This window comes from Asticcacaulis aquaticus, assembly GCF_028550415.1.
Classification (GTDB): domain Bacteria; phylum Pseudomonadota; class Alphaproteobacteria; order Caulobacterales; family Caulobacteraceae; genus Asticcacaulis; species Asticcacaulis aquaticus.
Map to the genome: position 1 here is coordinate 202,002 of NZ_JAQQKX010000004.1, position 22,844 is coordinate 224,845.

The 22,844-nt window shown below is 59.4% G+C and carries 26 protein-coding genes; 9 read left to right on the plus strand and 17 right to left on the minus strand.

Annotation, left to right across the window (positions count from 1 at the left end; genetic code table 11):
- Nucleotides 1-24: 24 nt before the first annotated feature.
- The gene (locus PQU92_RS07120; protein WP_272747522.1) at nt 25-369 is read left to right on the plus strand and encodes a hypothetical protein; all 345 of its coding nucleotides are present in this window, start codon (nt 25-27) and stop codon (nt 367-369) included.
- Nucleotides 366-770: a DUF3052 domain-containing protein gene (locus PQU92_RS07125; RefSeq protein WP_272747523.1), complete on the plus strand. Its 405-nt coding sequence runs from the start codon at nt 366-368 to the stop codon at nt 768-770. The genes PQU92_RS07120 and PQU92_RS07125 overlap by 4 nt, the downstream gene beginning before the upstream one ends.
- On the opposite strand, the gene PQU92_RS07130 is transcribed toward PQU92_RS07125, so the two are convergent.
- From PQU92_RS07130 to hemE, 13 genes are all read right to left on the minus strand, one after another.
- Nucleotides 761-1,228, minus strand: a complete 468-nt coding sequence (locus PQU92_RS07130; protein WP_272747524.1) for a hypothetical protein — start codon at nt 1,226-1,228, stop codon at nt 761-763. The genes PQU92_RS07125 and PQU92_RS07130 overlap by 10 nt on opposite strands.
- Complete coding sequence (gene xth, locus PQU92_RS07135) at nt 1,221-2,021, minus strand: exodeoxyribonuclease III (protein WP_272747525.1); 801 nt, start codon at nt 2,019-2,021, stop codon at nt 1,221-1,223. The genes PQU92_RS07130 and xth overlap by 8 nt, the downstream gene beginning before the upstream one ends.
- Before the next feature lie 234 nt (nt 2,022-2,255).
- Entirely contained in the window at nt 2,256-2,918 is a 663-nt protein-coding gene (locus tag PQU92_RS07140) for a LolA family protein (protein WP_272747526.1), read from the minus strand.
- 186 nt (nt 2,919-3,104) lie between these two features.
- Nucleotides 3,105-3,989, minus strand: coding sequence for a ParB/RepB/Spo0J family partition protein (locus PQU92_RS07145; protein ID WP_272747527.1), 885 nt, complete (start codon nt 3,987-3,989; stop codon nt 3,105-3,107).
- Nucleotides 3,990-4,142: 153 nt separating this feature from the next.
- Nucleotides 4,143-4,952 carry a ParA family protein gene (locus PQU92_RS07150; RefSeq protein ID WP_272747528.1) on the minus strand — a complete coding sequence of 270 codons (810 nt, stop codon included), beginning with the start codon at nt 4,950-4,952 and terminating at the stop codon, nt 4,143-4,145.
- A 7-nt stretch (nt 4,953-4,959) separates the two neighbouring features.
- Complete coding sequence (rsmG, locus tag PQU92_RS07155) at nt 4,960-5,616, minus strand: 16S rRNA (guanine(527)-N(7))-methyltransferase RsmG (RefSeq protein ID WP_272747529.1); 657 nt, start codon at nt 5,614-5,616, stop codon at nt 4,960-4,962.
- A 17-nt stretch (nt 5,617-5,633) separates the two neighbouring features.
- On the minus strand, nt 5,634-7,496 hold the full coding sequence (gene mnmG, locus PQU92_RS07160; RefSeq protein ID WP_272747530.1) for a tRNA uridine-5-carboxymethylaminomethyl(34) synthesis enzyme MnmG: 1,863 nt from the start codon (nt 7,494-7,496) through the stop codon (nt 5,634-5,636).
- 121 nt (nt 7,497-7,617) lie between these two features.
- Complete coding sequence (gene mnmE / locus PQU92_RS07165) at nt 7,618-8,949, minus strand: tRNA uridine-5-carboxymethylaminomethyl(34) synthesis GTPase MnmE (RefSeq protein ID WP_272747531.1); 1,332 nt, start codon at nt 8,947-8,949, stop codon at nt 7,618-7,620.
- Nucleotides 8,950-8,965: 16 nt separating this feature from the next.
- Entirely contained in the window at nt 8,966-9,220 is a 255-nt protein-coding gene (locus tag PQU92_RS07170) for a DUF6489 family protein (RefSeq protein WP_272747532.1), read from the minus strand.
- Nucleotides 9,221-9,337: 117 nt separating this feature from the next.
- Nucleotides 9,338-10,705 (minus strand): transcription termination factor Rho, encoded by a 1,368-nt coding sequence (gene rho / locus PQU92_RS07175; RefSeq protein WP_272747533.1) that lies wholly within the window; start codon nt 10,703-10,705, stop codon nt 9,338-9,340.
- Between the two features lie 282 nt (nt 10,706-10,987).
- On the minus strand, nt 10,988-11,443 hold the full coding sequence (locus PQU92_RS07180; RefSeq protein WP_272747534.1) for a CopD family protein: 456 nt from the start codon (nt 11,441-11,443) through the stop codon (nt 10,988-10,990).
- Nucleotides 11,440-12,429: a ferrochelatase gene (gene hemH / locus PQU92_RS07185; RefSeq protein ID WP_272747535.1), complete on the minus strand. Its 990-nt coding sequence runs from the start codon at nt 12,427-12,429 to the stop codon at nt 11,440-11,442. Before hemH ends, PQU92_RS07180 begins: the two co-directional genes overlap by 4 nt.
- Complete coding sequence (hemE, locus tag PQU92_RS07190) at nt 12,430-13,455, minus strand: uroporphyrinogen decarboxylase (protein WP_272747536.1); 1,026 nt, start codon at nt 13,453-13,455, stop codon at nt 12,430-12,432. It abuts the gene before it with no gap.
- Between the two features lie 474 nt (nt 13,456-13,929).
- Between hemE and PQU92_RS07195 the strand changes: the two genes are divergently transcribed.
- The gene (locus PQU92_RS07195; RefSeq protein ID WP_272747537.1) at nt 13,930-14,787 is read left to right on the plus strand and encodes a pyruvate, water dikinase regulatory protein; all 858 of its coding nucleotides are present in this window, start codon (nt 13,930-13,932) and stop codon (nt 14,785-14,787) included.
- A gap of 132 nt (nt 14,788-14,919) precedes the next feature.
- Here PQU92_RS07195 and PQU92_RS07200 read toward each other — a convergent pair whose 3' ends face one another.
- On the minus strand, nt 14,920-15,279 hold the full coding sequence (locus PQU92_RS07200) for a hypothetical protein (protein WP_272747538.1): 360 nt from the start codon (nt 15,277-15,279) through the stop codon (nt 14,920-14,922).
- 129 nt (nt 15,280-15,408) lie between these two features.
- Here PQU92_RS07200 and PQU92_RS07205 point away from each other — a divergent pair, with 129 nt between their 5' ends.
- From PQU92_RS07205 to dnaQ, 4 genes are read left to right on the plus strand one after another with little or no spacing between them, the layout of a single operon-like run.
- Nucleotides 15,409-16,008, plus strand: coding sequence for a Maf family protein (locus tag PQU92_RS07205; RefSeq protein WP_272747539.1), 600 nt, complete (start codon nt 15,409-15,411; stop codon nt 16,006-16,008).
- Nucleotides 16,005-16,847, plus strand: coding sequence for a shikimate dehydrogenase family protein (locus tag PQU92_RS07210; RefSeq protein ID WP_272747540.1), 843 nt, complete (start codon nt 16,005-16,007; stop codon nt 16,845-16,847). The genes PQU92_RS07205 and PQU92_RS07210 overlap by 4 nt, the downstream gene beginning before the upstream one ends.
- Nucleotides 16,847-17,437, plus strand: a complete 591-nt coding sequence (gene coaE / locus PQU92_RS07215; protein WP_272747541.1) for a dephospho-CoA kinase — start codon at nt 16,847-16,849, stop codon at nt 17,435-17,437. The genes PQU92_RS07210 and coaE overlap by 1 nt, the downstream gene beginning before the upstream one ends.
- Nucleotides 17,438-17,474: 37 nt before the next feature.
- Nucleotides 17,475-18,176: a DNA polymerase III subunit epsilon gene (gene dnaQ, locus PQU92_RS07220; RefSeq protein ID WP_272747542.1), complete on the plus strand. Its 702-nt coding sequence runs from the start codon at nt 17,475-17,477 to the stop codon at nt 18,174-18,176.
- A gap of 112 nt (nt 18,177-18,288) precedes the next feature.
- Here the strand turns inward: dnaQ and secB are convergent, their stop codons facing one another.
- A complete protein-coding gene (gene secB / locus PQU92_RS07225) occupies nt 18,289-18,780 on the minus strand; it encodes a protein-export chaperone SecB (RefSeq protein ID WP_438263809.1) in 492 nt (163 codons plus the stop codon).
- Nucleotides 18,781-18,967: 187 nt separating this feature from the next.
- On the opposite strand from secB, the gene PQU92_RS07230 reads away from it, so the two are divergent.
- Together PQU92_RS07230 and PQU92_RS07235 are read left to right on the plus strand one after the other, a co-directional pair.
- On the plus strand, nt 18,968-19,600 hold the full coding sequence (locus PQU92_RS07230; protein WP_272747543.1) for a Tim44/TimA family putative adaptor protein: 633 nt from the start codon (nt 18,968-18,970) through the stop codon (nt 19,598-19,600).
- A 15-nt stretch (nt 19,601-19,615) separates the two neighbouring features.
- Nucleotides 19,616-20,776: an MltA domain-containing protein gene (locus PQU92_RS07235; protein WP_272747544.1), complete on the plus strand. Its 1,161-nt coding sequence runs from the start codon at nt 19,616-19,618 to the stop codon at nt 20,774-20,776.
- A gap of 44 nt (nt 20,777-20,820) precedes the next feature.
- On the opposite strand, the gene PQU92_RS07240 is transcribed toward PQU92_RS07235, so the two are convergent.
- Together PQU92_RS07240 and PQU92_RS07245 are read right to left on the minus strand one after the other, a co-directional pair.
- On the minus strand, nt 20,821-21,231 hold the full coding sequence (locus PQU92_RS07240; RefSeq protein WP_272747545.1) for an MAPEG family protein: 411 nt from the start codon (nt 21,229-21,231) through the stop codon (nt 20,821-20,823).
- 64 nt (nt 21,232-21,295) lie between these two features.
- Nucleotides 21,296-22,792: a helicase HerA-like domain-containing protein gene (locus tag PQU92_RS07245; RefSeq protein ID WP_272747546.1), complete on the minus strand. Its 1,497-nt coding sequence runs from the start codon at nt 22,790-22,792 to the stop codon at nt 21,296-21,298.
- Nucleotides 22,793-22,844 lie beyond the last annotated feature (52 nt).

Genomic DNA, 22,844 nt, shown 5'->3' on the forward strand with positions numbered 1-22,844 from the left:
GTCCCGGTTTTTCGTTTGGGGGAAATGATGCGGATAGCCTTAGCACTGACGCTGCTCGGACTTTGCTTGTCAGGTTGTATGGAAGCAAAAACAGACGATCTGACAGGGACCTTCGTTTATGAAGACGGCGATCAAAAAGAAACGCTCATTCTGAAAACCGATGGTACGGCCACCCTACAAAACGGCTATAAGACCGAACATTTCAAGTGGAAAACCGGAGAGGCCGAACCGGGGTGTTTGAGAATTCATTTCACGCCCGTTGGAGAGGCCGAAGAGTGGCATCCCTGCGCTGACAAAGGGCCGGCAGGTGTATTTATTTCTCAGAGAAAAAATACAGATGCTTTCTATAAAAAGGTTCAGCAAAAGTGACCTCTGGCTATTCAGGCACGCCTCTGGCCAAGAAACTCGGGTACAAGCCGGGGATGCGCGCCCTCGCCGTCAATGCACCGGACAATTATACGGCGTGGCTTGAGCCTTTGCCGGAAGGCGTCGTGTTCGAAGCCGACGATCCGCAACTGGTGCATCTGTTCACCGTAGAGCGCGCGGAACTGGAAACGCGCCTGAAAGCATGGCGCGCAACTCTATCATCCGACGCGATGGTCTGGGTCTCATGGCCCAAGAAAGCGTCGAAAGTCCCCACCGACATCACCGAGGACGTCATCCGCGAAGTGTGCCTGCCGCTGGGCTGGGTCGATGTGAAGGTCTGCGCCGTCAGCGAGGTCTGGTCGGGCCTGAAACTGGTGGTGCGGAAAGAACTGCGTCAGACCTGATCTTCCATAGGCGGCAACGACTCCCGGTGTTCGCGGTCGCCATCTTCGTCGATCACGTACCAGCAGAACCAGATCGCGTCCTCGATCTTGCCCCCCTTGGACAGGAAATCCTTGATCGGATCGGGAAAGGCCAAACGAATCTGTTCTTCGAAATTGAAGTGGTTCTTCAGGTCTTCCCAGTCGGTCAGGGCCATTTCGGCGACCATACGGATGCGCACATCCCATGGCAGATCGTCGGGCACCATCGCCGCCGGATCGGTCTCGACCCAGTCGCATTCGCCAATGCAGCCGGGGATGCGGATTTGCAGTTGCCCGCCGAGATTCATCAGATTGGTATCGACCGCCGCCTTGATAACCGCCGGGATATCGCGGACCTTCCACGCATATTCGCCGTGCTGAAAATTGGCCTTGGCCAGGATTTCAGCGGGCAGACGGGATTCGATGGGGGCGTCAGACATTCAATTCTACCTGTATGGGGGCATGGTCGCTGGGGCGTTCCCATTCGCGGACCGTATCGTGGATCACGGCGGCTATAGGCGAGGTCAGGCGCGCCATCAAGCCCGGATTGAGCAGGATGTGATCCAGCCTTAGGCCGCGATTGGATTTGCGGAAATCGGCCGAGCGATACGACCACCAGGTGAACAGCCTCTGCGGATCGGGATAAGCCGCGCGGAACGGATCATGGAACGCGCCCGCCACCATCAGATGGGCGAAGGTCTCCAGCTCCGCCGGGGTATGGCTGACGACGCGCAGCATCTGACGGTGCGACCAGACATCGTATTCGCCCGGCGCGATATTGAGATCGCCACAGATCATCAGCGGCTTATCGGCATCGCGGCGTTTCAGATACTCGGTCAGGCGCTCGTAAAATTCCAGCTTATGGTCGAACTTGTCATTGGCCACCCGGTCCGGCACGTCGCCCCCCGCGGGGATATAGAAGTTCCACAGCTCGATCCCGGCGACCTCGATCGCCTGTACCCGGGCCTCGCCACGGCGGCAGAAGGGCAGAACCTCACGCGTTTCGAACGGGTATTTCGACACCAGCGCCACGCCATGCCAGCCCTTTTGCCCATGGACCAGAATGTGCGGATACCCGGCTTCGATGAAGGCCTCAGAGGGAAATTCATGCGTCTGGCATTTGATTTCCTGAATGCACAGGATGTCCGGATCGGCCTGTTTCAGAAAGCGCAGCACCTGATCGAGCCGGAGACGAACCGAATTGACATTCCACGAGACGACCGACAGGCGCATACAAACTCACATTCAAGACAAAAAAGACCCGGTCAGTTTCCCGACCGGGTCAGATTTTGGCACATAACACGAAGAGATAAAGGGAAAAACGCACTCAAGAGATCATAGTCTGGTCGTCGCCGTCCGATCTCACACCGGATAACGGGTATGAGATGTTGTGTTAATAATGGCACGGTTGTGGAAAAACACAATGCACATTTCCGTGTTATCGGCGAAAATCTAGCCTCTCAGACGTTATTTTGCATCCTTGGGTTTATTCAGCACGAACAGATCGGCCTTGACCGGGGCGTTTTTGTTAAAGGTCAAGAGCTTGAGCCGTGTGCCCTTGCCTTGTGCATCGGTCACGGTCCATTCGCCAAGCGTCAGGTTGCCGCCCTGCTCGATAAAGGTCATCAGGATCGAGCCTTCGACATCGCGGCGGCGGTCGCGCGCCTTGAGGCGGAAACCGTCGGTGGTCGGGGTGACCTCGGTGACGATGACACCCTGATCCAGCCTGATCTGCTTCGACAGAAACAACGACAGCGGCGTGGCGTCGAGCGGATACTGATTGAAGGCCTTCAGGCGCGGGTCCCACATATTGACGCGCTTGCCGTCGGCGACGACCAGCAGCGAATAGGGCGCATCATAGGCGAAGCGAATCTTGCCCGGACGTTGCAGCCACCAGTCGCCCTGGGTCTTGCGGCCTTTGAAGTCGGTCTGCTCGAACCGGCCCGCCCCCGAATTGAGGGCTTGCAGATAGGCGACCGCACGATTGATACGGCCCTGATCCTGCGCGCTGAACTTCGGCGCCAGAACGAAGGGCTGGGTATTGGTCTTGCCTTGTGCCAATGCCGTTACCGGCATCAGACTCACGGTGGCCAATCCAAGCAAAAGCGTGCGTTTTGAAATATCGGTCATGTCGTTTCTCTTACGGTGTTTTTTTCGGCCGTGCATCTAATCCCAAAAAGCACTGAGCACTTTTTGGGATGCGCTAGTATGCCTTGAGAAAGAGGCTATCCGCATATGATGACGTGAGTACGGCATCAAAACGTCATAAGCCCCGCACAAAATGGCCGTAAACTAAACCGCGCATGAATCCCTCTGTTAAGACGCCATCAGGCGACGGCACAGGGCGTCGAGCTGCTCCAGATTGGCGTAGGCGATCTTCATCTCGCCCTTCCCGCCCTTGTCATCGAGCTTGACCGTCAGGCCGAGGATTTCCTCCAGATCCTGCGCCAACGACAGCACGTCGGCGTCGGGTTGCGCTTTCGGTCGCGCCGACTTGGTCTCAAGCCCCGCCGACGATTGCCGCGCCAAGGCCTCGGCCTGACGCACGGACAAACCCTGCGCGATGATCTTTTCGGCCAGTTCGGCGGCATTGTCGCACGTGGCGATGGCGCGGGCGTGACCGGCGCTCAGGCGACCGTGGATGACGTGATCCTGAATGGCTTCCGGCAGGGCCAGAAGGCGCATCATATTGGCGATGTGGCTGCGCGATTTCGACACGACCTGCGCCACCGCGTCCTGCGTGCGACCGAAGCGCTCCATCAGGGTCTTATAGGCGCGGGCCTCTTCGATCGGGTTGAGGTCTTCGCGCTGCACGTTTTCGATGATGCCGATTTCCAGCACTTCGAGATCGTCCAGCTCGCGCACCAGCACCGGCACGGTTTTCAGGCCCGCCTTCTGCGCCGCGCGCCAGCGGCGTTCGCCGGCGATGATCTGAAACTGACCGGCAGCATTAGGCGCCGGACGGACGAGGATCGGCGACAGGACGCCCTTCTCTTTCACCGAAGCGGCCAGATCGTCGATCTCGGCTTCGGAGAAAAAGCGGCGCGGCTGATCCGGATTACGGATCAGAAGCTCGATCGGCTTTTCCAGAGTCTGCACCGGCGCACCATCGGCGGCCACGGGCACCACCGGGACATTGCCCTGATTGTCACTGAGAAGCGCCGAAAGCCCCCGTCCGAGGCCGCGTTGTTTTTCTGACATGGTTCGTTCCGTTTCCTTATACTCCCCCGCCACGCGGGGGAGGTGGCACGGCGCTTTGCGACGTGACGGTGGGGAGCTTTAACCAGACGCAAGGCCCCCCTCTCCCGCCTGACGGCGGTATCTCCCCCACGTGGTGGGGGAGTATTAATTATGTTAGGCCGCTTCCTGCGCACGGCGCTGCTTTTCGCGCTGCACGACTTCGCGGGCCAGTTTGAGATAGGCCTGTGAGCCCGAACATTTGAGATCGTAGATCAGCGCCGGTTTGCCGAACGACGGCGCTTCCGACACCCGCACATTGCGCGGGATGACCGTATCATAAACCTTGTCGCCGAAATGGCCGCGCACGTCCTTGGCCACATGCCCCGACAGGGCGTTGCGGCGGTCGTACATGGTCAGTACGATGCCCTGCAATTCCAGGCGCTGATTGAGCGACCCGCGCACCAGATCGATGGTCCGCATCAGCTGGCTAAGGCCTTCAAGAGCGAAGAACTCGCACTGCAGCGGCACCAGAACGGCGTCGGACGCGCTCATGGCGTTGATGGTCAGCAGGTTCAGCGACGGCGGGCAATCGATCAGGACGTAGGTATAGCGCACCTCGCCCTCGTCCAGTTGCTGCTCCAGCGCGTCGCGCAGACGGTAAGACCGGCGCTCCGCCTGCCCCAGTTCGATCTCGACACCCGACAGATCGGGGTCGGATGGTATGATGTAGAGCCCCGGCACCGAGGTTTTCACCGCGCATTCGCCGATCGGCTGCTGATCGACGATGACGTCGTAGATGGTCGTGGTACGCGCGGCACGGGGCACGCCTAAACCGGTCGAGGCATTGCCCTGCGGGTCCATATCGATCAGCAGAACCGTTTCGCCGACCGCGGCCAGCGCCGTACCGAGATTGATGGCGGTGGTCGTCTTACCGACGCCGCCTTTCTGGTTCGAGACGGCCAGAACGCGAGGTGGGCGCTTCACAGCAGATTTATTTGGCACGTCTTACGCTCCGGATATGCACCACGCGACCGCGAGGATCGCTGAGGGAAGGAAACTTTTCGGCCTGAAACGACCAGTGTTTGTGCGCCTCGATGATCTCGGCGTCGGTATTTTCGCCCTTGAGAAGCCACCCTTCGGCGCCTCGTTTGAAGAAACCCTCGGCAAAACCCAACAGCTTCGGCAGCGGCGCCATGGCCCGCGCCGTCACCACATCGACCTTGAGAGAGACATTCTCCGCGCGGTCGTTGATGACCGTGGCGGGCAGGCCCAAGTCTCGCACGATTTCGCTCAGAAAGCGACAACGCTTGGCCAGAGAATCGATGAGATAGACGTGTCCGCTTGTGGGCAAGTCTGGGGATGGTATGGCCGAATCTGTGGATTGGTGTTTCAGAAGTATGGCCAGCACCACACCGGGAAATCCGGCCCCTGCCCCCAGATCGGCCCAGGTTCTGGCGTTCGGCGCATGGTTGAGCAATTGCGCCGAATCGAGCACGTGCCGCGACCAATAGTGCGGAATCGTCGCCGGACCGACCAGATTCATGACCTCATTGCGCTCAGCGAGTATCTCACCGAAGCGCATCAGGTCGGCGATGGCTGCCTGTTTCACGTGAAACACCAGATGCGACGCCATCTCTTCTGGCGTCATGAATGTCTCTGTCATTTCTAAGCTACGCTCTTTTTCAGGCTTCGCACGTGGAACAGTAGGGCTGTCAGCGCGCCCGGCGTCATGCCTTCGATGCGGCTGGCCTGACCGAGCGTCATCGGCTTCACCCGGTTCAGTTTCTCCTTGGCCTCGTTCGACAGACCGCCGACCGCGAAGTAGTCCAGATCGTCCGGCAGGGCCAGATTTTCGTCCTTACGGAAGGCATCGATCTCGGCGGCCTGACGCCCCAGATAACCCGAATAGAGCGCATCGATTTCGACCTGTTCAAAGATCGCATCAGACCAGGCATTCAGTTCCGGCCAGATTGTTTTCAGCGTGTCACGGTCGCAGCTATCGTAGGACAGCAGTTGCAGCAGGTCGCGCTTTTGACCGTCGGCATTGACGCGAATGCCGTGCGCATTGGCCTCATTCGGCGTCAGCTTCAGTTCCGCCGCGCGCGCCCGCGCCTCAGCCAGAGCCGCCTTCTTTTGCAGCCAGTGCGCTTTACGGCGTTCACTCAGGATACCCAGTTTCAACGCCGTGTCCGACAGACGCTGATCGGCATTGTCGGCACGCAGCTTGAGGCGGAACTCGGCACGGCTGGTGAACATGCGATAGGGCTCGGTGACACCCTTGGTAACCAGATCGTCGATCATCACGCCGATATAGGCTTCGTCGCGACCCAGCACAACGGCGTTCAGACCGCCCGCTTTCGCCGCCGCATTGAGCCCGGCCATCAGGCCCTGCGCCCCCGCCTCTTCGTAACCGGTGGTGCCATTGATCTGCCCGGCCAGAAACAGCCCGGGCAGCTTCTTTAGTTCCAGCGTCGGATAGAGTTCGCGCGGATCGACATAGTCGTATTCGATGGCGTAGGCGTAGCGTTTGACGATCACATTCTCCAGACCGACGATAGTGCGCAAGAACGCCTCCTGCGTCGCCTCGGAAACAGAGGTGGAAATGCCGTTCGGATAGACCGTGTCATCGTCATAGCCTTCCGGTTCGAGGAAGACCTGATGGCTGTCCTTATCCGAAAAGCGCACCACCTTATCCTCGATCGAGGGGCAATAGCGCGGACCGCGCCCCGACAGGTAACCACCATAGACCGCCGATTCCATGATGCGGTCATTGATGATGCGATGGGTCTCGGCATTGGTATGGGTGATGCCGCAGACGATCTGAGGCCGGTCGATGGACGTCGTCAGGGTCGAAAACGGCGTCGGCACCGCATCGCCTTCTTGCTTTTCCAGGATATCCCAGTTGATCGTCTTGCCATCAAGGCGCGCCGGTGTGCCGGTCTTCAGACGACCCATGTCAAGTTTCAGATCGTAGAGACGTTGCCCCAGACCATTGGCCGGTTCATCGCCGAAACGACCCGCGGCCATGCGCTTTTCGCCGATATGGATGATGCCACGCAGGAAGGTACCGGTCGTCAGGACCACGGCCTTGGAACGATATTCGACGCCATGCGCATCGACCGCGCCGATCACCGTGTCGCCTTCGAGGATCAGGTCTTCGACGGCCGCCGCGATAATGGTCAGGTTTTCGGTGGCTTTCAGTTCGGCCTGCATAGCCTCGCGATAGAGCTTGCGGTCGATCTGAGCGCGCGGCCCACGCACGGCAGGGCCTTTCGACTTATTCAGCACCTTGAACTGGATGCCGCCGATATCGGCCATGCGACCCATAACGCCATCCAGCGCATCGATTTCGCGCACCAGATGCCCCTTGCCCAGACCACCGATGGCCGGGTTGCACGACATTTTACCCAGCGTCTCGATCTTGTGCGTCAGCAACAACGTCTTCGCGCCCATGCGCGCGGACGCCGTGGCGGCCTCGGCGCCGGCATGACCACCACCGACGACAATAACATCCCAAAGCTGGGTCATGGACGCGATACCTTATGCGGAAGAGTTGAGCGGCAGCCTATATCAGATCGTCCCGCACGGGTCGAATCGAGAAGTGTTAATTTCGCCGTTTTGTGAGTGTTTCACGTGAAACACAGACGGCTCACTTGCCAATGCAGAAGCTTGAGAAGATATGGTCCAGCACCTGCTCGACATCGGTGCGCCCGAACAGAGCATCGAAGGCTGACAATGCCTGTCGGATATCTTCGGCCATGAGTTCGGGCGTACCAAAGCCGATACCCAGCGCCCGGTCGAGACAGGCTTCGGCCTCACGCAATCGTTCCATATGACGCTCACGCGTTGCCGCCGGGAAAGTGCTCAGCGACAGTGCCTTTTCCAGATGCGCTTCAAGCGCCACCCGAAGCGCGTCTGTGCCCGTGTCGGTCAGCAGACTGGTCTCGAATAGGTGCACATCGTCGGGCATCCGTGCTTTCAGGTCATCGATCTTTCCAGCCTCGGCACGGTCGCTCTTATTCAGCACGACATAGTCACCCGCGCGAATACCGCTCAGATCGGACGCTTGGGATTCGGAACTATCGATCACCCAAAGGCGTAGATCCGCCGTATCGCCCCTCGCCCTCGCCCGGCGGATACCTTCAGACTCGACCACATCGTCGGTCTCGCGCAGACCCGCCGTGTCGTAAATCAGGGCCGTATAGTTGCCGATGCGAATATGGGATTCGATCACATCACGGGTCGTCCCCGCAATCGGTGTGACGATGGCGGTGTCGTTTTCCAGCAGCGCATTGAACAGGCTCGACTTGCCCGCGTTCGGCTTGCCCATAATGGCAATACGATAGCCCTCACGAATTTGTCGCCCGCGTCTGGAGTCATCGATGGCCGAAGCGATATCCGATTTCAGCGCGATAATGTCACCGACAATTTTATCGCTGAGGCTTTCGGGAATATCCTCATCGGGGAAATCGACAATGGCTTCGATATGGGCCAGCAATTTGATCAGGTTGTCGCGCCACTGACCGTAGCGCTCCCTGAACCCGCCATCGAGTTGCATCAGGGCCTGTTGCCTCTGGGCTTCGGATTCAGCCTCGACCAGATCGGAAATCGCCTCGGCCTGAGTTAGGTCGAGCTTACCGTTTTCAAAGGCGCGGCGGGAGAACTCGCCTGCCTCGGCGTGGCGTAGTCCCATGCTGCGGAAAATGCCATAAAGCCGATCCAGCACGGCGCGTGAGCCATGGATATGGAATTCGGCGCAGTCCTCACCAGTGAAACTGTGCGGCCCTTTGAAGTACAGAACCAAGGCCTGATCGATGGTTTCGCCGTCTTGTACCAGCCGTCCCAGGGTCGCAAATCGTGGCTTTGGTAAACGCCCCAAGAGCGCCTGTATGACCTCGGCGGATTGCGGGCCGGATAAACGTATGACCGATACCCCGGCCCTACCCTGCGCCGAGGCCAGAGCGAAAATGGTCTGTTTCACGTGAAACACTCAAGTCCTACTTTGGGCCCTTGAAGCCGCCCATGCCGGCGGTGGCCGCCGTCTGCATCAGTTTGAGGAACTGGTCCTGCGCCTGAACGCCGAAGCTCGACCAGGTCTTCATGATCTCTTCGGGTTGCATGGAGTGGATATTCTGCTCGATACGCGCCTGCATGGCGTCGATCATGAACTTGTTCAGCGGTTCGACATCAGGGAGGCCCAGAAAGGCGCGGGCTTCCTGCGGGGTGCATTCGACATCGACGGTGACCTTCATGACCTAACTCCAATTTGAATTTCCTCCCTACGAAGTGGGGAGGAGAAAGTAAGACGGGCCGGATTGCTCCGGCCCGGATAATTCAGCATGCGCCTGATGTGCCTGATTTGGCAAGGATCAGGTGTTCATGCTCTGGAAGAATTCAGCGTTGTTCTTGGTCTGACGCAGCTTGTCGATCAGGAATTCGATGGCGTCCTGAGCGCCCATCGGGTTAAGGATACGGCGCAGGACGTAGGTCTTTTGCAGATCGGCGCGGTCGACCAGCAGGTCTTCCTTACGCGTGCCCGACTTGAGGATATCCATGGCCGGGAAGACGCGCTTGTCGGCGACCTTACGGTCGAGCACGATTTCCGAGTTACCGGTGCCCTTGAATTCTTCGAAGATGACTTCGTCCATGCGCGAGCCCGTGTCGATCAGCGCCGTGGCGATGATGGTCAGCGAGCCGCCCTCTTCGATATTGCGCGCGGCACCGAAGAAGCGCTTCGGACGTTGCAGGGCATTGGCGTCGACACCACCGGTCAGAACCTTACCCGACGACGGTACGACGGTATTATAGGCACGGCCCAGACGCGTGACCGAGTCGAGCAGGATGATGACATCGCGCTTATGTTCGACCAGACGCTTGGCCTTCTCGATGACCATTTCGGCGACCTGAACGTGGCGGGTGGCCGGCTCGTCGAAGGTCGAGGAGATGACTTCGCCGCGCACGGTGCGCTGCATGTCGGTCACTTCTTCGGGACGTTCGTCGATAAGCAGCACCATCAGATAGCATTCGGGATGGTTGGCCGCGATCGACTTGGCGATGTTTTGCAGCATGACCGTCTTACCGACGCGCGGCGGGGCAACGATCAGACAGCGCTGACCCTTACCCAGCGGGGCGACGATGTCGATGATGCGGCCCGAACGATCGCGCAGCGTCGGGTCGTCGATTTCCATGGTCAGACGCTGATCGGGATAGAGCGGCGTCAGGTTATCGAAATGGACCTTGTGGCGGATGGCTTCGGGGTCTTCGAAATTGATCGTCTTGATCTTGGAGAGGGCGAAGTAGCGCTCGCCTTCGCGCGGCGACCGGATCGGGCCTTCGACGGTGTCGCCGGTACGCAGGGCGTGGCGGCGGATCTGAAGAGGGGTGACGTAGATGTCATCCGGACCCGGCAGGTAGTTGGCTTCGGGCGAACGCAGGAAGCCGAAACCGTCCTGCAGGACCTCGATAACGCCGGAGCCGGTGATTTCGACACCGTCTTCGGCCAGGGTCTTGAGGACCGCGAACATCAGATCCTGCATCCGCATCGAGGCGGCGTTCTCGACGCCAATCTGTTCGGCGAAGGCCAGCAGGTCAGCCGGCGATTTGTCCTTCAGCTCCTGAAGCGACAGCTTTTCCTGATTGGGGTTTTCGCTCTCTTCATCACCCTCTTCACCGTTGGCATCTTCGGTGTTGGCGTCGTCGAGCGTGGTGTCGAACTCGGTTTCGGTATCTTCACTCATGAGGGGATCTCTTTTTGAATATAGAGCTATGCCCGTGACTCATTCATTCGTGAATACAGTCACTTAAGGCGAAAGCCCGTCAATGGTCGTACCCTTTTCCAAGGGCCGTATGTGTATCGTCTGGGGGAGGCGTTTAGCCGCGAGAACCGCGGTGCCTGAGAGGGGTGCGCGCTTGAAAGCCGATGTCCGGCGCGCGCGTCAGAGTCCGACATACACCGAAACTCGAAATTTTCAAGCTTTAGTTCCGGGGTGCAGGGGTTGTGACCCCTGCGTCTTCTCTTTTTAAATCGTAAAAAATTCCGTCGTCACCGCAATGACCATAATGATCGCCAGCACGAAAGGGATCTCGTTGGCCATGCGCCAGAATTTTTCCGTGCCGATATCTTCACCACGGTTGAGTTTCTTGAACTTCGCCGACAGGAAATGATGGTAACCCGTTATACCGACGATACCGAGCATCTTCACGACGAACCACGGCTCGTGGAAAAACTTCATGCCGAAACGGTCAGCGACATTGACGTAGATCAACCCTGCCCCGAACAGCCATGCCGCAATCATGGCCGGGTTCATGATGAAACGCAGCAGGCGGCGCTCCATATTGGCGAAGACGGCGGTGACCTCGGGCTTGTCGCGGTTCTGGATATGATAGACGAACAGGCGCGGCAGATAGAGCAGCCCAGCCATCCAGGCGATGACGGCCAGAATATGCAAGCCGCGCAGCAGATCGTAGTGGTTCATCGGGCTATGGCCTCTTTTACCTCGGTATGTGCCGCGTAACCTATCGCCGTCAGCACCTCTTCGGCAAGACCGCGGATGAAGTCGGGTTCGACGCTGACGGTCGGGACGCGGATATAGTCCTTGGTGCCCGCCTCTTCGGCAAGATGTTTGTACTCGATATCGAGTTCGACCAGGGTTTCGATATGCTCCGACACAAAGGCAATCGGCACGATGACCGGCGATTTCCCGGATTTGGCGGTCTCAAGAATCGTCTCGTCGGTCGCCGGGCCGATCCATTTCAGCGGCCCGACGCGGCTTTGATAGCAGATCACATGCTCGATCGGCACATTGAGCGTGGCCATGATCGCCGCGACGCTGGCCTCCACTTGTCGCTGGTACGGATCGCCGCCGAGGATGACCTTTTCCGGCAGGCCATGCGCCGAGAACAGCAGGCGGTAGTCATCAAGGTTCTCGATATGGGCGACGGCTTTGCGGATCAGAACGGCATAGGCGCTGACGAACCACGGATTGACGGGATAGTCCTCGATAAAATGCACCGGCGCCGTGCCTTTATAAGCCTTTTTGAAGGTCTCGAACGAGGACTGGGTCGTGGTGGTCGAATATTGCGGATAGAGCGGCAGGGCGACGATCTCCTCCGCACCCCAGGCCTCTAGTGCGGCTATGGCCTCATTGATGAAGGGGTGCCAGTAGCGCATGCCGATAAAGGCTTTGAACTCGATATCCGGCGTCGTATTCAGGTGCGCTTCCAGCGCCCGCGCCTGTGCTTCGGTTTCCTTCACGATGGGCGAACCACCACCCATATAGCGGTAGTTTGCCTGCGCCGAGGCTTCGCGCCGCGTCGAGATCAGCTTGGCGATGATCTGACGAAACGGCGTCGGCAAGGCGATGATGAACTTATCGCTGAACAGGTTGTACAGGAACGGCTTGACGTCGGCTTGCGTGAGCGGACCGCCGAGATTGAACAGAATGACAGCGACTTTTTTCATCTAACTACGAATGATTTCCAAGGCGCGTTCGACGTGCGCGATGGGCGTATCGGGGAAAATCCCGTGACCGAGATTGAAGATATACGGCCCCTGCCCCCAGGCGGATTTCAACGCCCGCACCATATCGTCGAGCGCTTGCCCACCCGAGCGCAGCACGACGGGATCGAGCGCCCCCTGAATGGGTTTCAGTTTCTGAATCTCTTGCCCCAGTTTTAGCGGCGTCGCGGTCCCCAGCGCCATGCCCTGAACCTCGACGGCCTGCACATAATCCAGACAGCGTGCCTCGGCCCCGCGCGGGAACCCGATGATCGGCAGGGTCACGCCCAATTCACGGACGCGCTTGATCAGGCGCTGATGCGGCCCGATGACCAGTTGATCGAACAGCGGATCTGGGAAGCCTTCGGCCCAGCTTTCGAAGATTTTAAGCACCTGCGCCCCGGCCTCGGCCTGCATTTTCAGATATTGCGCCGAGGCCTCGATGACCACGTCCATGACCCTGGCCACCAGATCGGGCTGCTCGTAGACAAAGGACCGGATCAGCGACCGGTCGTGCGCCTTACGTCCGTTGAGCATATAGGTCATCACGGTCCACGGCCCGCCGCAGAAGCCTAAGAGCGTCACCTCTTTGGGAAGTTCCGAACGCAAAATCTTCAGGGTCTCGCCGACATTGGCCAGATATTCCCCCGCCGAGCCCGCCAGATCGGCCATCCGCTCGATAGGCGGTAAGTCGCCTAAGACAGGCCCCTCACCCGCCTCGAAGCGTACGTCTTGGCCCAGTGCCATGGGAATGACCAATATATCGGAAAAGAGGATCGCGCCGTCCATACCGTAACGCCGAACCGGCTGCAGGGTCGCTTCGGCGGCTTTTTCGGGGTTCAGACAAAAGCTGAGGAAATCGGGCGTCGTGGCGCGAAGCTCACGATATTCCGGCAGGTGTCGACCGGCCTGACGCATAAACCAGACGGGAGGGATGGTCTGCCTGTGTCCCTGAAGGACCGAGACTATGGATGGGGTAAAGGTGGTCATAGGTCAACCCATAGGCCGGGGGCGGGTTCCCCTCAATCCTAAACTGTTCCTCTAAATAGATTTTAAGAAAGATAGAAGGGGTAGTAAGGGCCGGGAGACTGCGGAAAAACGTCGCAGGCCGAGGTCGTGAGGGCGTTTATCACGGCTTTTTCACAAGACGTCGTTAACGAATAATTAATCATTCACACCCTGTGAAAAACCGGGATAGTTAACCAAATCTTAGGAATGATTAAAACTTTCTTAATTGAAACGGACTCCGGTCATACACGGTTAATTTTTCATTAAGATTTGCACACAAATCCGTCACAAAAGATTCACCCTGCCCGTGATTGGGGAAAAATAGCCGCGGAATCGCCCCGGTTTTCCGCTGTTTCCCCGGTGCCCGGCGTGGTATGGCCTTTATGGGAAACTTATCCGGAAAAGCGATGGGATCATCCCCCGTTTTTCCCCAGAAAGCGTACACAGATAAATTTCATGACGACATCAGCGGCAAAGATCGGCATCCACTTCCACGTCCATCTGGTCTCGGATTCGACCGGCGAAACCCTTAACGCCCTGGCCAAGGCCGCCGCCGCCCGCTTCGAAGGCATCTACCCCATCGAACATATCTATGTGCTGATCCGTTCGGAAAAGCAGATGGAGCGCGCCCTGCATGAAATCGAAGCCTATCCCGGTATCGTCCTGCACACCCTGGTCGATGCCGACCTGCGCCTGACGCTGGAAACCTTCTGCCGCGAGCGCGATATCCCCACTATCGGCGTGCTCGATTCCGTCGTCGTCGCCTATTCGCGCTATCTCGGCGCCGCCGAATTCTCCAAGCGCACCGGTGCCCAGCACAATCTCGACAACGAATATTTCGAACGCATCGAAGCCCTTAACTACGCCATCGCCCACGACGACGGCGCCTATGCCGACCGCCTGCGTCAGGCCGAAATCATCCTCATCGGCGTGTCGCGCACCTCGAAAACCCCGACCTGCATCTATCTGGCCCACCGCGGTTACAAGGCCGCCAATATTCCGCTGGTCCCCGGTCGCGAATTGCCGCCGGAACTCGACGACCTTCAGGAACCCCTGATCGTCGGCCTCCTCGCTTCGCCCGACCGCCTGGTTCAGATCCGCAAGGCGCGCATCATGAGCATCGCCGCCGATGACCGCCCGACCAGCTATACCGACACCGAGGCCGTGCGCGAAGAAATCATCGCCGCCCGCCGCCTCTTCGAGCGCAAGGGCTGGCCGGTGATCGACGTCACCCGGCGTAGCGTCGAGGAAACCTCGGCAGCCATCATCAGTTTGCTGAATGAAAAGCGGACGGGAAGACTGGGTGGGATTTAAAAGGGTTTGAAGGTTTAAGACGCAGGGGTCGCGGACCCCTGCACCCCCATAGTTATCGTGCCTCCCTCCTCCCTACGCAGTGGGGAGGTGGATCGGCGTGAAAGCGACGAGACGGAGGGGGCGGCGCAGCCGCTATATGGATGACGTGACCCAGGCTGTAATAGTCAGAAAAACTATTATAATCAAAGCGATTAGCCATCCCGAAACCTTACCCGCTTCCAGCAGAGACGTTTCGGGGCTCACGCGTTCGGGATCGGCACCAGTCTCTCCGGAAATAGCGACGGCAAATCGTTGCCAGAGATCGGGTTCAACTAAGACCTCTGTCGGCAAAACGCGTTTCAAGCTCTCGAAAACATCCCCGGCGGTCTCCCAGCCCGTGGCCTCACTGTAATTGAGCTGGACGCCAAAAGCCTTTTCGACATCGGTTATGGCGGCGACTTCGTCGCCATCGCCTCCAAGACCGAGGCTGGATAATGCGTTTTTCGTGGTCATGCGAAAGCACCAGAAACACCTGGCAACAATTATACACGATCATCCGTGAGCGCGAAGCGCATCCGTGTCTATCCGTGGCCAATCCTTAACGGGCTTGACAATCGCGCGCCATCGGCAAAAGAAAAGCGCATGACACGCCCTGCCCTTATTCTCGCCTCCGGCTCGAAAATCCGAGCCACCCTGCTCACCAATTGCGGCCTGAGCTTTACCAAAATCCCCGCCGATATCGACGAGGACGCGGTCAAGGACGACTGCCTGCTCAAGGGTTTCACCCCCAAGGCTGTCGCTCTGAAACTGGCGCAGGAAAAAGCCCTGCAAGTGTCGCGCACGAACCCTGGTCTGGTGATCGGTGCCGACTCCGTGCTCGAACTGGAACGCGATCTGATCTCCAAGCAAAAATCGCTGGCCGACGCCGCCAATCTGTTGCGTCGGTTTTCCGGCCTGACCCACTATCTGCATTCCGCCGTCGCGGTGGCGCAGGACGGGCAGCTTCTGTGGTCGCACGTCGACACCGCCGATATGTCGGTGCGTCGTCTGAGCGACGAGTTTATCGCCCACTATATTGAGACGGCGGGCGAAGAAATTTTGTCGAGTGTCGGCTGCTATATGCTCGAAGCCTACGGCGTTCACCTGTTCGACTCGATCAAGGGCGACTATTTCACCGTGCTGGGCCTGCCGCTCCTGCCGCTGCTCGGTCAGCTTCGCCATTATGAGGTGCTTCCCGCATGAACAATCTCCCCACAGGCGCGGCCATGGTCGCCGGCGTCGTCGGTCAACCGATCCGTCAGTCCCTGTCGCCCTTCCTGCACACCGCCTGGCTGAGGGATATGGGCCTGAACGGCGTCTATGCGCCCTTTGCCCCGGTCGATGATCACGCGTTCGAGCGTCTGGTCCTGTCGTGCCGGACTAATGGCATCAAGGGTCTGAACGTCACCGCACCGTTCAAGGAACTGGCGCTGAAACTGGCCGATTCCTATTCCGATCTGGCCCACACCTCGGGCTCGGCCAACCTCCTGACCTTCGACGACGACGGCCGCGTCCATGCCGATTCGACCGACGGTCATGGGCTCATTCAGGCCTTTAAACTTCAGGCCCCGGATTGCGACCTGACGGCGGGTGGCGTGACGATTATGGGCGCCGGGGGTGCGTCGCGGGCGGTAGTCGCCGCGCTTCTAGCCAGAGGTTGCAAAGACATCCGCATCGTCAACCGGACGCTGGCCCGCGCCGAAGAACTGGTCTTTGCGTTCAAGGACGGCGTCACCGCCTACGAACTGGGCGATGTCGATCGTGCCTTTGCCGGTTCGGTCGCGGTGATCAATGCTGCCTCGGGCGGTCCCCTGCCCCTGTTCGACGCTTTGGACAGATCCGCCACGATCATGGACATGACCTATCGTCCGCTCAAAACCAACTGGCTTCAGGCGGCGGAAAACAGCGGTCTGACCACGGTGGATGGCCTGATGATGCTGATCGAGCAGGCGCGTCCGTCGTTCGAGGCGTTCTATGGTGTCTTACCGGATGCGACCTTCGACGTGCGTGGTCTGGCCCTCGCCTATCTCGGTGAGGCCTGATGATCCGCCTCGGTCTCACCGGCTCCATCGGCATGGGTAAATCGACGATTGCGAAGATGTTTGCCGATGAAGGCGTACCGGTCTGGGACGCCGATGAGACCGTGCATCGCCTCTATGCGACGTCGGCGCCGTTGAAAGCGGCGCTTGTCGAAGCGTTCGGCGACGTGCTGACCGACGGTGCGGTGGATCGCGTCAAGCTGTCGGCCATTTTGCGCGCCGATCCGGAAAAATACAAAATTCTCAACGCTCTGGTTCACCCGGCGACGGTCGATGATCGTAACGACTGGTTGGCGCGTCAGGCGCTGAACGGTGCGACACTGGCCCTGTCCGACATTCCGCTGTTGTTCGAGACCGGCGCGGAAAAAACCTTCGATAAGGTCGTCGTGGTGACCGCTCCGCCGGAGGTCCAGGCTGCCCGCGTTCTGGCCCGGCCCGGCATGAGTGAGGCCAAGTTCAAGGACATCCTGTCGCGTCAGACGCCCGACGCCGAAAAACGCGCCCGCGCCGATTTTGTCATCGACACCTCGATCAGCCTCGACCACAGCCGTCAACAGGTCCGTGAGATTGTCCAGACCCTGACGACGGCCTGACTCTGGACAATCGCGGCGAACGGATTCACAAAGGGCCATGGCCAGACAGATCGTCCTCGACACCGAAACCACCGGCATTGACCCCAAAAAAGGGCATCGCCTGATCGAAATCGGCTGTATCGAAATCGATGACCTGCTGCCGACAGGGCGCACCTTTCACCACTATTTCAACCCTGATCGTTTGATCGAACCGGACGCCATCCGCGTCCACGGTATCACCGATGAGATGGTCGCAGATAAGCCGCGCTTTTCCGAACTGAGTCAGGCATTTATTGATTTTATCGGCGACGCGCCGCTAATCGCGCATAACGCTTCGTTCGACCGCGGCTTCGTCAATATGGAGCTGGAGCGGCTGGGCCTTACGGCGACCGATCCCGACCGCTGGATCGATACGCTGGAAATGGCGCGTTACAAGTTTCCCGGTATGGCCAATTCGCTCGATGCCCTGTGTCGGCGCTACAATATTTCGCTGGCTGAACGCGACAAGCACGGAGCGTTGCTCGATGCGCGGCTGCTGGCCGGGGTCTATCTGGAGCTGTCGGGCGGCAAGGAGCGCGGCCTCGACCTGACCATGCATGGCGCGGTGTCGGCGACGGGCGAGGCGATCATCGTGATGGACTATGGCCCGCGCCCCCGCGCCCTGCCCTCGCACATCCACCCGGAAGAAGCCGAGGCACACATGGCCTTTTGTCTTAAATATCTGAAAGACAAGAATATGTGGGGCTATACGGCGTCGTAGTCGTTAATCTTAAAGCCTAAAATGCGAAAAAGACCCGTCGGGCCGCCCGAGGGTCTTTTTCTCCGTTTCAAACCACAAAGCTTTTTCGCAGAGCGAAAAACTTTGTGAGTATTTACGCCTGACCCTGCGTTTCGCCGATCTGACCCTTTTGCTGCATGTACAGCGTCGCGAAATCGATCGGCTCAACAAAGAACGGCGGGAAGAAGCCACCATCGGCGGTCGCGTCAGCGATGATGCGACGGGCGAACGGGAACAGGTAGCGCGGGCATTCGACCAGCAGGGTCGGCTCGATCATCGGCTGGGGCACGCCGGCCAGCTGGAACAGGCCGCCATAGACCAGCTCGATGGCAAACATCGGGCCTTCGGGATTCGATGCGGTGACCGACAGCTTGAGATCGACTTCGAACAGGCCGTCGGGACGACCCTTGGCGTTCATTTCCACGCCCATGTCGATTTCCGGACGTTGATCCATACGCAGCGAATTCGGGGCGCGCGGGTTCTCGAACGAGAAGTCGCGGACGAACTGCGCCATGACCTGCATATTGGCGGGCAGGGGAACGCTGTTCGCTTCCGGGGTTTCGGTCGGGGTTACGCTGTCGTTCATAAATATCTCCTGCGGGCGCTGCGACGATTTCGCGCGCGACCGAAATTTGGCTGTGAAACGCCCCTAACACGCACAAAAACGAATGGCAATCTTTGAGGTTTGGGGCGTTTGCGCAAACGAAGTGTTCCGTTTCATCAAACTTATCCTATATAGGGAAGATTACGCCTGTTTGTCGGAGATGATGTGTATGTCCTGGGAATTGCTCATTCTCGCCCTTGTGGCCGTTGTGGTGCTCTTTCAGCTCTACAATGTGCTCGGTCGGCGTGTGGGTTTCAAGGCCGAGGACAAACCCGGCGCCCCGCGGATCGAAGATACGGAAGGGCCTATCGGCCGTCCGGCTCAGGACAAGCCGTCGGACCGTCTGCGCCTGCCCAATCTCGATGCGCTCAAGGCCAAGGATTCCAATTTCAACGAAGCCAATTTCGTCGAGAAGTCGCGCGAGGCCTATGAGCAGATCGTACTGGCCTTCAATCGCGGCGAAATCGACGGCCTGAAAGAGCGTCTGTCCGAAGACGTGTTCGCGGTGTTCGGCAAGGCGATTGCGGCGCGTGGCGAGGCAAAAGCCATCGCCGTTGCCTTCGTCGATTCCCCCAAGGCCGATATGGACCTGATCGATCTGAAGGACGACCGCGCCCAGGTGCGCATGCGCTTTCTGTCGGAGCTCGTCTATGAGACGCGCACCCCGCCGGCCGAGGTGGGTCAGCCGGATCAGGTGCACAAGCAACACCGCCGCACGGCCGAATACTGGACCTTCCAGAAAAACCTCAAATCCGCTGCCAATCCGTGGATTCTGGTCCGCGTCGAAGCCGCTAAAGCGTAGGCGGGGGCGGGGTCCATGGGGGCAAACAGGCTGAAATTCGCCGTTACGGCAGGCTTGCTGCTGCTGGTGGCGGCATGCGTGGAAACTCCGAAGCCCCCGGTCGGCCCGACGCCGGTGCCGCCGCCCATAAATAATGGCGATAAACCGGAACCCGAACCGCAGCCGATTCCGAAATCCGACCGTCTGAGCGCCTTGCCGGGGTGGGAGACCTCCGACGCCTTCATCGCGCTCGAAGCCGTGCGCGGCACCTGCGCCTATAAGAAGGGGCGGCAGTATTCGAAGAGCTGCGAGGATCTCAAAGGCAAGAGCTTCGAATCGCCGGAGGAGATCAAGGCGTGGCTCCTGACGCGGTTCAGGATCGAGCGTCTGGAGGGCGAGGGGCTGCTGACGGCCTATTTCGTGCCGGAATATCCGGCCACCACCGTCGCCACGACGGAGTTTTCGCAGCCCGTGCGCGAACGGCCCGACGATCTGGTGCTGGTGGATGCGACACAACTAAGCCCACCGTCGGCGGCCGGGAAAAAGGTCGCCGCGCGTAAGGTTGGCGACCTCTATGTGCCCTATTATACCCGTGCCGAGATCGAGGCCCAGCCCGCACCCTATGCGCGTTATTTCATGCGCCCCGAAGATTATTTCTTCATGCAGTTGCAAGGGTCGGGCTATCTGACGCTCGAAGACGGCACGCGTATCATGGCCGCCTATGCCGCCGATAACGGGCAACCCTTCGTCGGTATCGCCAAGACCCTGACCGATCGCGGTATTCTGGCCAAGAACCAGTCGTCGGGTGACAATATCCGCAAATGGCTGGCCGAAAATCGCGGGCCGGTGGCGCAGGAGGTGATGAACCAAAATCCGCGCTACGCCTTCTTCGCCATCGATACGACGCGGATGGAACCTTTGGGCGCGGCCGCCGTGCCGCTGCCCGCCGGTTCGGCCATTGCCGTCGATCCGCTGCATCATCAGTACGGCGATCTCTACTGGCTCGATGCCGATGCGGGGACGCTGAAGGACTCGTTCCCCGTCTATCAGCGTATGGTTTCGGCGCTCGATACCGGCGGGGCGATCAAGGGCAAGATCAGGGCCGACCTCTATATCGGCCATGGCGACCGCGCCGGTCAGGAAGCGGGTCGCGTCAAGCATACCCTGCGCATGTGGCGGATCGTCCCGGCGGAATGAATTATATTCATACCTCCCCAGCAAAGCTGGGGAGGTATGAGTTTTCAGAAATTAAACACCAGCCGAACCGCTCTTAGCACCATTACTGCCAGCACCAGCGTTCCCGCCGCGAAGACAAAAAACCGCAGCATGACGCGATTGCCGAAGGCCTGCACGCCGGTGTGGGCGATACGCAGCCAGACATAGATCCAGCCCAGAACGACGAACAACATGTCCGTCAGGCCGCTGACCTGAATCCCCAGACACAGGGCGTAGAACAGCACCGGCTGTTCCAGCAGATTGGCGTAGTTGTCCGAAATGGCGCGCACGTCGGCGGGCAGCTTGGCCAGATTGCGTTTGTCGGCAAAGACCTGCGGGTTCAGCCCCAGGCGCAGCATGGCCGGGATGCGCCGGGCATAAACCCAGACGAGCACCACAAGAGTCCAGCCGATAAGCGCGAGGAGGGGGTGGATCATCAGAGCGATATGCCAAAAAGTATGAGCGGTTTTTGGCGAAAATATCGCGCCAAAACAAAAAGCGCTAGCGGCGCCGCGAGGTCGACTTCTTCATCGAGCCCATCAGGCCGCGCACCAGCTCACGGCCTAGCGTGACGCCGATGGTGCGGATGACCGACACGGCCACCGAGGTCACAGCCTTTTCGGTCTGCGACGGCTTGCGCACCACTTCCTTTTCGACCTTGACGGTCTTGGTCACCTTGGTCGCTTCGATTTCCTCGGCCTCGTCCTTTGCGGCTTCGGCGGCGCGGGCGGTCAGAAGTTCGAACGCCGATTCACGATCGCGCAGGGCGTCGTACATCCCTGCGACCGGAGATTTAGCCAGAATCTGTTGACGCTCGGCATCGGTCGCCGGTCCCATGCGCGAGGCGGGCGGGCGAATCTTCGCCTGCGCGGTGATGGTCGGCGAGGCCTTCTCGTCCAACAGCGAAATCAAAGCTTCCCCGACACCCAGCGCCTGAATGGCCTCGACCGTGTTGAAGGCCGGGTTCGGACGGAAGGATTCGGCAGCCGCCTTGAGGCCCTTCTGCTCGGACGGCGTATAGGCGCGGAGCGCGTGCTGAACGCGGTTGCCCAGTTGGGCGAGCACCGAATCCGGTACGTCGGCGGGGTTTTGCGTCACGAAATAGATACCGACGCCCTTGGAACGGATCAGGCGCACGACCTGCTCGATCTTTTCCAGCAAGGGCTTGGGCGCTTCATTGAACAGCAGGTGGGCTTCGTCGAAGAAGAAGACCATGCGCGGTTTTTCGGGGTCGCCGACTTCGGGCATGACCTCGAACAGTTCCGACAGCAGCCAGAGTAGGAAGGTCGAATAGAGGCGGGGGCTGCCGATCAGTTTGTCGGCGGCCAGCAGGTTCACATAACCCTTGCCGGAAATATCGGTGCGCATCAGGTCTTCGAGGCGCAGGGCCGGTTCGCCGAAGAACTGCTCGCCGCCCTGCGATTCGAGCGTCAGGATCTGGCGCTGGATGGCGCCGATCGAGCTGGCCGAGACCTGACCATATTGCGCGCTGATTTCCTTGGCATTGTCCGACACGTGGGTCAGCATGGCGCGCAGGTCTTTCAGGTCGAGCAGCAGTAGCCCTTCCTTATCCGCGACGTGGAAGACGATGTTCAGCACGCCTTCCTGCACCTCGTTCAACTGGAACAGGCGCGCCAGCAGCAGCGGCCCCATGTCGGAGACGGTGGTGCGGATCGGGTGCCCCTTCTGCCCGAACAGGTCCCAGAAGACCACCGGCGCGGCGGACGGTTGCAGGGCGATGCCCATGTCCTTGGCGCGGGCCAGCAGCTTTTCGTTCGGCGCGCCGGGAAGGGCGATCCCCGACAGGTCGCCCTTTACGTCGGCGGCGAAGACGGGGACGCCCGCGTCGGAAAAGGCCTGGGCCATGATCTGGAGCGTGATGGTTTTGCCTGTGCCGGTCGCGCCCGCGACGATGCCGTGCCGGTTGGCACGCTGAAGTAACAGATTTTGCGGTCCTTCGCTGGAATAACCGATCAGTACGCCCTTGGAATCCGCCATGTTCTTAGTCCTCAAATTAGTCCTTCTTAATAAAGTGATCCCGGCGGATTTG